Raw genomic sequence first — 11,139 nt, 5'->3', positions numbered from 1 at the left:
TTGCGACCCTGCCGATATTTAATGTGGGCCGTGATACCGGTGCACGGTGCGTTCCGGGTTCGAGTATATAACATGTTGCAGTTGAGACGTTTGCGCCAGCGTATTGCAAAAAATCCACGTACGGCAATCGGTTTGACCCTTGTAGGTATGGCATCGCTTTATGCCGTCACACGCGGCGGTGATAACGATTACTGCCATGAATTTCCGGCAACCGCATATCCTGGATATGTGCTCATGGCAAATGTCACAAATCCAAATCCTACAACACTAAAGCAAGTTGCTGCGTCTTTGCAGGAAAGCCTAAATGCTACGCTTGAAAAAGCGATGGGATATGACAACAGCATTCTTCGGGATCAAAAAACCGGAGACATAATTGGGCGTGTTGCAGGCCGAACAATTGTTCCATTTCCATTTACCGAAGTAGATGCCAAGCGTTTGCCTAATCGGGGTAAAATGTTTTTTCTAATTGGTCCTGAAAATCGCCAAACACAAATAGTCGTGAGCGAAACCGCGCGCTTTGTGGTGGCAGAAGATCTCAGTAAAATTACGATTGACGGAAAAGAAATTCCTACGCCGCGCTTACCGGCAATTGGCCAGCGTGTATTGCGTGATCATCAGCGCATTGAAGATGTGATTGTTCTTCCAATTGTTTATTTGGCAAAGGGTGCGTTATTTGTCTGCCGCCCTGATATTCCAAGGCCACGAAATATCCTCATCGATAAATCAATATAGCGATTAATATAGACCGCCAGTACCAACATCAGAACCCGGGGGGCGTTCCTGCTGCGCGGGAGGCAATACAGGCGCCAACGGGTCAACACCGCGGGGCATAGTCCCGGTACCGGGAATTAAATTTCCATCTTCATCAAATTGCGGTTCATCCATTGGCATGGGGTCGCTGCCACCCAGCACGGTCGTTTGTGCGCTTTCAGGGTCAGTGCCAACAAGGAATGGTTCGTAAATAGCTTCTTCGCCACTCATTGCACGTTTGCCTGTATAGGGGTCAACGCGAACCAATTGCACACCGGGCGGAACGCGGAAGGGCATATCCGGTTTATCTGCAAGTGCCTTTTCCATGAATTCTTTGAAAATCGGCAATGACATGGTACCGCCGGTTTCCTTTTCGCCAAGCGGGGTGGGGTCGTCATACCCGACAAACACGCCTGCGGCTAGATTGGGAGAGAACCCGACAAACCACAAATCTTTGCTGTCATTGGTCGTGCCAGTTTTACCAGCCAATGTTTTGCCCAGTGAACGCAGTGATGCCGCCGTACCGCGCGTGGCAACGCCTTCCAATAACGAAACAATCTGGTAGGTCGTGCGCGGGTCATTCACTTGCTCGCGCGTATCGGGCAAATCTGGGACTGTTGCTTTATCATTCCAAACTACATTTGCGCAGCCATCACAGGGGCGGCGGTCATGCTTCCAAATCGTCTTGCCTTCATTATCTTGAATGCGGTCAATAAAGCTGGGAAGGATTTTTTTACCACCATTCACCAGCATGGCGTATGCGGTTGTCAAGCGCAGCAAGCTGGTTTCCTTCGCGCCAAGCGCAAAGGAAAGATAAGGCGGCATATCATCGACAATGCCGAATTTCTTTGCATATTCTATAACCTTCTCCATGCCAATTTGCTGTGCCAAACGCACGGTCACAATGTTACGTGATTTTTCCAGTGCGCGGCGCATGGTCATCACGCCCATATAATCGCCGTCAAAATTTTGTGGCTCCCAAATGGGCATGCCTGCGCCTTGCGATGCTTGTAATGGCGCGTCATTAATCAGGCTGGATGGGGTAAAGCCATTATCAAGGGCGGCCAGATAAACGAAAGGTTTGAACGACGAACCTTCCTGACGCATCGCTTGCGTTGCACGATTAAACGAACTTAACCGTGCACTAAACCCGCCAACCAACGCCAGTACGCGGCCCGTATGCGGGTCAACCGCAACGAACGCACCTTGGATTTTTGGAACCTGCATTAAGCGGTAAAGCGGGGAAGATGGTTTGACTTCAACTTTCTTCTCGTCCCCATCCTTATTTTTAGCGTCTTTTTTCTTGTCGTCAGATTTTTCAAGCTCATCAACCAGTACAACATCGCCAACGCTTACCACATCCGCAACGCGGCGCGGGGCGGGGCCATAATGCTTGTCTTTATATTGCGGGCGTGCCCAGCGCATGTTGTTAAACGGCAATAAGCCACGTCCACCGCCTTCAAAACCCAATAATGCCTGATCGTCGCGCACTTCCAATACGACGCCCATTTTCCAGTCTTCACCACCGGGTGGAACTTCCACCGCTTCCAATTGCCGTGACCAATCGGTCATGTTGGCGAATTTGGTAACAGGTCCACGATATCCGGTGCGGCTTTGGTCAAAATTAATTAGCGCACGGCGCAGCGCGTTATCAGCAATGATTTGCAATTTGGGGTCAAGGCTGGTGCGCACCGCATAGCCATCTTTCAAAACGCTGGTGCTGCCATATGCATCCACTAATTCGCGGCGAACTTCTTCGGCATAATATTCGGCGCGTACGTTTTCGTTCTCGCCACGACCGCGCATTTCCAAACGCTCACCCATCGCCAGCTTGGCATCACCTTCACTGATTTTGCCGTCATCGCGCATGCGGGATATTACCCAGTTACGGCGTTCCAGTGCGCGCTGCGCATCTTTAATCGGATGATAATTGTTTGGCGCTTTTGGTAATGCGCCTAAATAAGCGGCTTCCGCAATCGTCAATTCATCCAATGATTTGTTAAAGTAGTTCAGCGCAGCAGCTGCAACACCATACGAATGCTGGCCTAAAAATATCTGGTTCAAATATATTTCAAGAATGCGGTCTTTGCTTAAAACACTTTCAATACGGAATGCCAAAATCGCTTCTTTGATTTTTCGCGCAAAAGTGACTTCATTGCCGAGCAACATATTTTTTGCCACTTGCTGGGTGATGGTCGATGCACCCATGGGGCGCTTGGCGCCTATGCTTTGAAGGTTGCTTAAAATCGCACGTCCAATCCCGAAAATATCAACGCCGGGATGGGTATAAAAATCTTTATCTTCTGCGGAAAGAAAAGCATCCTTTACGCGCTGTGGGATGTCTTTAATAGGTATGAAGATGCGCTGCTCTGCCGCAAAGGTTGCAAGCAGGCGGCCGTCACCAGCATAAACGCGGGACAAAATGGCAGGCTCATAGTTCTTGAGAACCTGAAAATCAGGCAGGTTTTTGCTGAATTGGTGTAATACATAGAACCCGGATCCGATGCCCAGCATGACCAAAAGCACCGAAACGGAAAAAAGCCATGATATAAAGCGCATAAGCTGGATTTTTCTTAAATGTTAAGGTATCGGATTTGATTCCGAGTGCTGTGGGCTGATTTAACTAGCATTTTAGGCAGCAGAAAGGCAAAGCAGAATTCTTATTGCTAAATCCTTTAACCTCTGACTATGATAGAGGCGCGATGGTTACCAAGGTCGCGCATGTAATGACCCTCTTTCTTTGTTCATTCATGCTTTGCCGTTTTGTTTATTCACAGAATACTTCGTTGAAGTAAAAGCTTTTTCAGTTGTTCTGTGGATTTTTTGGCAGTTTTGCCTTGGTAATTTTTTTAACAGTTTTGCCTTTATGCGCATGGTTTCAGCTTTTTCTCCTGAACCTTAGCCAGACAAGGCAATGTTTGGGTGCGCCGCGCCTGATGTTTTGTTCTATCGCCAAAACGAAGGATGCTGGCTTGTCGCCCAAGGGGTCTTTTATTGATCCACCTGCGCTTATTATTTTAGCGCGATAAGTGGCAGATAAAAGTTCCCGTCAGGGAGTAAACTATGGCTAAACGTATGCTAATCGACGCAACCCATCCGGAACAAACCCGGGTAGCGGTTGTTGATGGTCAACGCCTTCTGGAATTTGATTTTGAATCCACAGCGCGCAAGCAATTAAAAGGTAACATCTACCTCGCAAAGGTTATCCGCATCGAGCCATCGTTGCAGGCAGCATTTGTGGAATATGGCGGTAACCGCCACGGGTTTCTGGCTTTTTCAGAAATTCATCACGATTACTATCGCATTCCTATGGCGGATCGTCAGGCATTGGAAGATGCTATGGCCGACGCCCCGCAAGGCGCGGGTGACATCGATCAACCTTTTTCATCGGAAGATGTGTCCGATGATATGAATGCCCCCTTTAATGACGAGGAAGTGTCGGAAGACCACATTTCCCATTCTGCGTTGCCTCCAGCGGTAAGTTTGTCATCCGGTAATTTGAACGAGCCGATGCTCGACCCATTCTCTCAAGAAAGCCAGTTTTCTGGAGAAAGCCAGTTCACCGCCGAAGGTGAATATGAACCCGAAGGCGAACAGCAGATTTCCGGTTATATCCAACCTGTTGGCGAAATTGTGGGTGGCGATATCATCGAAGGCGATGTGATTGCGCCCGTAGAAGCATTGAACGATGGCGGCGAAGCTGAAATCCCGTTTGAAAATGTGGGCGGCGATGAAGTTGAAGGCCATCGTGAACAACGACGTCATCGTTTTATCCGCCGTTATAAAATTCAAGAAGTAATCAAGCGCGGACAGATTATGCTCATTCAGGTTGTGAAGGAAGAACGCGGCAATAAAGGCGCTGCGCTTACAACCTACATCTCGCTTGCTGGCCGCTACTGCGTTTTAATGCCCAACACCGATAAGGGTGGCGGTATTTCACGCAAGATTACCAGCATGCAAGATCGCCGCCGCATGAAGGATTTGCTGGAAGATTTGGATACGCCCGATGGCATGGCGGTTATTCTGCGCACCGCAGGGATGGAGCGCAGCAAGATTGAAGTCCGGCGCGATTTGGAATATCTGCTGCGTTTATGGGACAGTATTCGTGAATTGACGCTTAAATCAGTCGCGCCAAGTCTGGTCTATGAAGAAGCCGATTTGATCAAGCGCGCTATCCGCGATTTATACACGCCAGACATTGATAATATTTTGGTCGAAGGCGAAGACGGTTATCAAAAAGCGCGTGATTTTATGCGCATGTTGATGCCAAGCCATTCACGGCGTGTACATAACTACCGCGAAAACATCATCCCGTTATTCTTCCGCTATCAGGTGGAGGCGCAAATCAATGCGCTTCATTCGCCAGTCGTGACGCTACGCTCCGGCGGATACATTGTCATCAACCAAACCGAAGCCTTGGTTGCAATTGACGTTAACTCGGGCCGCTCCACACGCGAACGCAATATCGAAGAAACCGCCTACCGCACCAATATGGAAGCATCGGAAGAAGTTGCGCGTCAGCTTCGCCTGCGCGACTTGGCAGGCCTTATCGTTATCGATTTCATCGACATGGAAGATGGTCGCAATAACGCTGCCGTTGAACGCCGTCTCAAAGAAGCGATGCGCCATGACCGCGCGCGATTGCAAATTGGCCGCATTTCCCATTTTGGATTGATGGAACTATCGCGTCAGCGGTTGCGTCCGTCCTTACTTGATTTGAATTTTGAAAAATGCCCGCATTGCCACGGCACGGGTCATATCCGTCTTGTTGAATCTTCGGCCTTGCTTGCATTACATGCCATGGAAGAAGAGGGTATCCGCCAAACCGCTGCGGAAATCATCATTTCCATGCCATCGAATGTGTCGCTCTACATCATGAACAACAAACGTGAAGCGATGGCGAGCATTGAAAAACGCTATAACTTCACCATTAACATTCGTCCGCGCGAAGATGTCATTCCGCCCGAATTCCCCATCGAACGTATCCGCACCAAGAAGCAGAACGAGCAATTGCCAATCAATCAAATGATGAATGAAAAGCAGATGTTCGCCGATATGGACCGCGATATGGGGCTTGATGGCGATGCGCAGGAAAATCTTGGCTCGATGGAATCAGACTTTTTACCAGCCGATGGCGATGGAATAGCTGCGCGTGAAGGTTTTGACCGTTTTGCCGAAGCTCAGCCAAATGATAATGGCAGTTCATTCGAAAACGGCGGCGCAGCAGGAACTAGCGAAGAACGTCGTTCAGGCCGCAGACGTGGTCGTCGTGGTGGTCGCAACCGTCGTAACCGTTTCCGTGATGGTGACAACAGAAACCGCGATAACTTTAATCCGCAGCAACCGCAATTCGCTGAAGATGGCGACGGTACAGGCGAGATAAACGGGAACGTCGCACCGCCAGTAATTGGCGTTGAAGGTGAGGGCGGGCAGGAATTCCGTCAACAGCGTGAAGGCGGTAACCGCGATGGTCATCACCGCCGCGATGGCAACCGTGACCGTAATCGTAACCGCGATAACCGCCACCGTGACCGTAATCGTGATGGGCGCAGTCGTGACGGCCAACCGCGCGATGGCAATCGTGATTTCCGTGATAACCATAACCAGCAGCGCAATAACGAAGGCCGTCGTTTCGAAAATCGAACCAGCGAAAATCAGGGTAATTACAACCCCAACAATCGCGGCGCCCAACAACAGCAGCCACATGTTCCAGTAAGCGTGTTTGAACTCGACACAACACCCCGTGAACCTGCGCGCGAGAATAAGCCCCAACAGGCTGAAAACACCAATGCGCAGCCCGAAGTCAAGAAAACCGGCTGGTGGCAACGTCTAACGGGTGCTTCGTAAACTGGAATGTCCTTAGTTTGGCGCATTTTTAACAAAATGTTCAGACAAGGTATGAAAGAACGGGGTACACCTCATTCTTTTTTTGCGAAGTGCATGCAGCGTTTTGTTTCTATATTTTTTTTGCTTATCGCGGCAGTGGGTTTTGCTGCGCCTGTCTATGCCGAGAAGCCTAACTTCAGCGTCATCCGCGACGTCGAAATTGAAAACACACTGAAAGAATACGGTACACCAATCTGGCAGGCCGCAGGTATCGACCCTGACAGCGTGCACGTGATTATTATCAATGACCCCACGCTGAATGCATTCGTCGCTGGCGGGCAAAATATTTTCTTCCATACAGGGTTGTTGCAGGCAACCGATAATCCCGAGCAGCTTATCGGTATTATTGCCCACGAAACCGGCCATATTTCCGGTGGGCACTTGGTGCGCGGTAATTCTGCGATGAAAGATGCTTCTGCTGAAGCAATTCTTAGCATGGTGCTTGGCACGGCTGCTGCTGTACTAAGCGGTGATCCCGGCGCAGGCGCAGCGGTGATTACCGGCGGACAATCGATCGCCCAGCGTTCGATATTGTCATTCAGCCGCGCGCAGGAATCCTCAGCAGATGCTGCGGGCATGCGTTTTCTTGATGGCGCAAAGCTTACATCCAAGGGCTTAAGTGAATTTCTTGGCAAACTTTCTTCGCAGGAAGGTTTATCAGTTGATCGACAAGCTCAATACACGCGAACCCACCCTTTGACGCAGGATCGTATTGACGCCGTGCGTTATCATGTAGAGCAATCGCCCTACAGCAACAATAAAGCCAGCGCGCATTTCTATGATTTGCATGACCGGATGAAGGCAAAATTGCTTGGCTATTTGAAACCTGAATCCGCATTGCTGCGCTATGCCGAAAAGGACAGCCGTTTATCCGCACGCTATGCGCGCGCAATCGCGCATTACCGCAAGGGGGATGTCGATAAAGCCGAGAAAGGTATGACGGAGCTGATAAAAACAGAACCAAACAATCCATACTTTTATGAACTGATGGGCCAAATTTTATTTGAAAACAGCCGCGTTGATGAGGCGATTACCTATTACAAACGAGCGGTAGATTTAAAACCAGATGCAGGTCTTATCGAAGCTTCGTATGGTCACGCATTACTGGAAGCACAAAATACCCGCACCGTTGACGAAGCTATCGAACGCCTCAATCAATCCCTTAAGACCGAACCCCGGGAGTCATCCACATGGCGTTATCTGGCAACCGCTTGGGGCCGTAAAAACGATGAGGGTATGGTTGCGTATTGCCTCGCGGAGGAGGCGGTTAGTAAGGGGGATATCGGTTCGGCGCATAAATGGGCAGAACGTGCCTTAAAATTGCTTCCAAAACGCTCTACTTATGTCATAAGGGCGCAGGATATTAAGCAAACCCGAAACGATGATGATGAATAGCGCCAGATAGCATTAGGGTGGCAGGTTAATGCTTCCTTAACGCAAATCCGGTTATACGGATTGTTCTGAATCTTCAATACGGTGAGGGGGTTGTTTTTATAGCCTTTTCACACCACATTACTAAGACCCATATAATTACTCGGCCACACCCCTAGGAGAACGAACATATGATGCGCAATTTACTCGGAGCTTTGGTGCTCACGGCAGCTTTAATCTCTGGTGCGGCACACGCCGCAGAAGCGCCTGCAGCCGATTTTACTGACAAGCAAAAAGAACAGATCGAAGCAATTGTCAAAAATCTACTGACCAATAAAGATCCTGAAATTGTGCTCAATGCAGCAAAAGAATTCCAAAAGAAGCAAGATGCTGAAAATAGCAAAAAGGCTACCGAAGCGCTTGGCAAGAACAAAGACAAATTATTCAACAATGCAGCAGACCCGTTCTTTGGCAACGAAAAGGGCGATGTGGTTTTGGTTGAATTCTTCGATTACAACTGCGGCTATTGCAAAAAGGCTGCAGAACCCATCCGAAAGCTGATTGAAAATGACAAAAAAGTTAAAGTTGTGATGAAAGAATACCCAATCTTGGCTGAAAGCTCACGCGTTGCCGCACGCGCTGCATTCGCTGCAATCAAGCAAAAGAAATACACCGAACTGCATAACGCGCTTATGGAAAACAAAGGCGCATTAAGCGAAGACAGCATCATGGAAATGGCTGTTAAGGTTGGTATTGATAAGGAAAAGCTGAAGAAGGATATGGAATCACCAGAAACCGCAGCGTATCTGCAATCCACCTCCGAGTTGGGCCGTGAAATCGGTGCGCACGGAACGCCAACCTTCATTGTAGGTGAGAAAATTGTTCCAGGTGCGATGGAATATGAAGAAATGAAGAAGCTTGTGGATGATGCCCGTGCTTCTGCAACGAAGAAGGTAAACTAAGGAATAAGCACTGCTCGTATATATGTACGACTGCTGAAATGGCCGCACCAGTTGCGGCCATTTCGTTTTCTGCTATAATTGTAATGGCCGCCACCACAGACTTGCCATTTTTCTAATCTAACCTAAACTCAATTCATTCAATTTTTTACCGGAGGCTTTGCCCATGTTCTCTCGTTCGTTGCTCGCAGGATTAGTTGTTATGCTCGCCGCATCCCCTGTCATGGCGCAAACCCCACCCGTACCAGCAGGAAAAGATTTCAGCAAAGCGCCAGCAGGTGTTTATACGATGGATAAAAGCCATGCGAGCTTGCTTTTCAAAATCAACCACATGGGATACTCCATGTATCATGGCCGCTTCAATAATCTTGATGCGCGTTTGACGTTTGATCCAAAAGCCCCTGAAAACAGCAAAATTGAAGCAACGATTGATACCGGCAGCATCGATACCAATAATGAAAAGCTGGAAGGCGAATTAAAAGGCGAAAAATTTTTCAACAGCGCAAAATTTCCGGTCGCTACCTTTAAATCCCTACACGTTTCACGCTCCGGTGATGCCGGCACAATGATGGGTGAATTGACCATCCTTGGTATAACCAAACCTGTAACCCTTAATGTGTCCTTCCGCGGCGCAGGCATTCACCCATTCCTCAAAAAGGAAACAATAGGCTTTAGCGCAAGCGGAACCATCAGCCGTTCGGCATGGGGCATAAGCGCAATGGTCCCGATGGTTGGTGACGAAGTTCAAATCGAAATTGAATCCGAATTCAATTACGCCGGTACGGAAGCACCGCCGCTTGCTAAACCAGCGGCTGCAGCGCCAGCACCTGCTGCACCAACCTCTGCAGCTGCTCCTGCACCAGCGCCAGCGCATACTCCTGCCGCTGCAACACCCACAACAACAATCGTTGTACCAACACCGCCAGCCGCGACTGCACCAACGGGCAGTGCACCAGCAACCACAGAAGACTCAAAAAAAAAGCACTAGAACCCATTTCTGAGGAAAGATATCTGGAATGAGTGAACCCATTAAACGCTACCATTCTGGTGCTATACTCTTGCACTGGTTAATGGCGATCCTGATTTTAGGTAATCTGGCCTTGGGAATGCTTCTTGAAGACATTCCTATTGATCAGAAATTTCAATGGTACCAATTGCACAAATCATTAGGCATGACCGTGATGGTTCTGGCTGTATTGCGTATTATCTGGCGGTTCGTACATCCTGCGCCGCCGCTGCCATCGCATATGCGAGCATGGGAGAAGGGGGTCGCGCACATCACGCACTTCGTTCTATATGTTATGATGCTTCTTATTCCGTTCACTGGTTGGGCGCTTGTTTCTTCTTCGCCCAAAAAAATACCGACAGTGTTGTACGGCCTTATTGAATTGCCGCATCTGCCATTCTTTGAAAGTCTGGCAGATGATGCGCGTAAAGCCGTTTCGCACAATATTGCCGAAACCCATGAATTGCTCGCTTATGTTCTGTTGGTATTGGTTGGTGCGCATGTGCTCGCTGCAATACGCCATCACTGGCTGATTAAAGATGAAACCATCCTGCGCATGTCCCCAAAATGGGCGGAAGGAATTCTGGAAAAACTACGGGGCAAAAGCGCATGAAGAAACTATTGCTCGCTGCACTTTTTTTGATTTGTGCAGCGCCACCTGCCCATGCGCTGGATTGGGATATCTATTATCCGTCCAGTAAGCTGTCCTTTGAAGGAACATTAACAGGAACGCCATTTACGGGTAACTTCACGATCTGGCAGGCCAGTGTGCATTTTGATCCCAAAAAGCCAGATGATGCGCGTGTTGAAGTAAACATTGATGTCCGTACCGCAAAGACAGGCGATAAAGACAAAGATGAAGCCTTGCCTAGCAAAGAGTGGTTTAATTCCAATGCTATTCCGTTTGCGCAATTGGTTGGAACCAAAGTCCGCAAGCTCAGCGATAAAAAGTTCGAGCTAATTGGATTGCTAACACTAAAAGACATCGCCCACGAAATTGTTCTGCCATTCAGCATGGAAGATGAACGCGATGCGCAACGCATCAAGGGAGAGGTGACCATCAATCGTTCGGATTACGGAATTGGAACCGGGCAGTGGGCTAGCGAAGCTTATGTAAAGAACGCTGTAAAAATCAAAATTGATATTCTGGCAGTTCCAAAAAAATAA

At 48.8% G+C, this 11,139-nt stretch carries 8 protein-coding genes; 7 read left to right on the top strand and 1 reads right to left on the bottom strand.

The window, feature by feature from the left end:
- Positions 1–732: hypothetical protein (locus SFW65_09730; protein MDX1923392.1), on the top strand; the 732-nt coding region annotated here is incomplete at its 5' end.
- A 3-nt stretch (positions 733–735) separates the two neighbouring features.
- On the opposite strand, the gene SFW65_09725 is transcribed toward SFW65_09730, so the two are convergent.
- On the bottom strand, positions 736–3,264 hold the full coding sequence (locus SFW65_09725; protein ID MDX1923391.1) for a penicillin-binding protein 1A: 2,529 nt from the start codon (positions 3,262–3,264) through the stop codon (positions 736–738).
- 549 nt (positions 3,265–3,813) lie between these two features.
- On the opposite strand from SFW65_09725, the gene SFW65_09720 reads away from it, so the two are divergent.
- The 6 genes from SFW65_09720 (at position 3,814) to SFW65_09695 (ending at position 11,139) form a co-directional block, all read left to right on the top strand.
- A complete protein-coding gene (locus SFW65_09720) occupies positions 3,814–6,597 on the top strand; it encodes an Rne/Rng family ribonuclease (GenBank protein ID MDX1923390.1) in 2,784 nt (927 codons plus the stop codon).
- A gap of 93 nt (positions 6,598–6,690) precedes the next feature.
- Positions 6,691–8,031 (top strand): M48 family metalloprotease, encoded by a 1,341-nt coding sequence (locus tag SFW65_09715; GenBank protein ID MDX1923389.1) that lies wholly within the window; start codon positions 6,691–6,693, stop codon positions 8,029–8,031.
- A gap of 167 nt (positions 8,032–8,198) precedes the next feature.
- Positions 8,199–8,969, top strand: a complete 771-nt coding sequence (locus SFW65_09710; GenBank protein MDX1923388.1) for a DsbA family protein — start codon at positions 8,199–8,201, stop codon at positions 8,967–8,969.
- Positions 8,970–9,132: 163 nt separating this feature from the next.
- Positions 9,133–9,954, top strand: coding sequence for a YceI family protein (locus SFW65_09705; protein MDX1923387.1), 822 nt, complete (start codon positions 9,133–9,135; stop codon positions 9,952–9,954).
- Between the two features lie 28 nt (positions 9,955–9,982).
- A complete protein-coding gene (locus SFW65_09700) occupies positions 9,983–10,585 on the top strand; it encodes a cytochrome b (protein MDX1923386.1) in 603 nt (200 codons plus the stop codon).
- Complete coding sequence (locus SFW65_09695; protein ID MDX1923385.1) at positions 10,582–11,139, top strand: YceI family protein; 558 nt, start codon at positions 10,582–10,584, stop codon at positions 11,137–11,139. The genes SFW65_09700 and SFW65_09695 overlap by 4 nt, the downstream gene beginning before the upstream one ends.

This window comes from Alphaproteobacteria bacterium (assembly GCA_033762625.1).
Classification (GTDB): domain Bacteria; phylum Pseudomonadota; class Alphaproteobacteria; order UBA9219; family RGZA01; genus RGZA01.
Note: the sequence above shows the minus strand (reverse complement) of the source record. Positions and strands in the feature narration are given on the sequence as shown.

Bases quoted from the DNA above. Each gene is read 5' to 3' on its own strand.
- SFW65_09725 (MDX1923391.1), bottom strand. From the start codon at position 3,264: ATGCTGGGCATCGGATCCGGGTTCTATGTATTACACCAATTCAGCAAA.
- SFW65_09720 (MDX1923390.1), top strand. From the start codon at position 3,814: ATGGCTAAACGTATGCTAATCGACGCAACCCATCCGGAACAAACCCGG.
- SFW65_09705 (MDX1923387.1), top strand. From the start codon at position 9,133: ATGTTCTCTCGTTCGTTGCTCGCAGGATTAGTTGTTATGCTCGCCGCA.
- SFW65_09700 (MDX1923386.1), top strand. From the start codon at position 9,983: ATGAGTGAACCCATTAAACGCTACCATTCTGGTGCTATACTCTTGCAC.
- SFW65_09715 (MDX1923389.1), top strand. From the start codon at position 6,691: ATGCAGCGTTTTGTTTCTATATTTTTTTTGCTTATCGCGGCAGTGGGT.
- SFW65_09710 (MDX1923388.1), top strand. From the start codon at position 8,199: ATGATGCGCAATTTACTCGGAGCTTTGGTGCTCACGGCAGCTTTAATC.
- SFW65_09695 (MDX1923385.1), top strand. From the start codon at position 10,582: ATGAAGAAACTATTGCTCGCTGCACTTTTTTTGATTTGTGCAGCGCCA.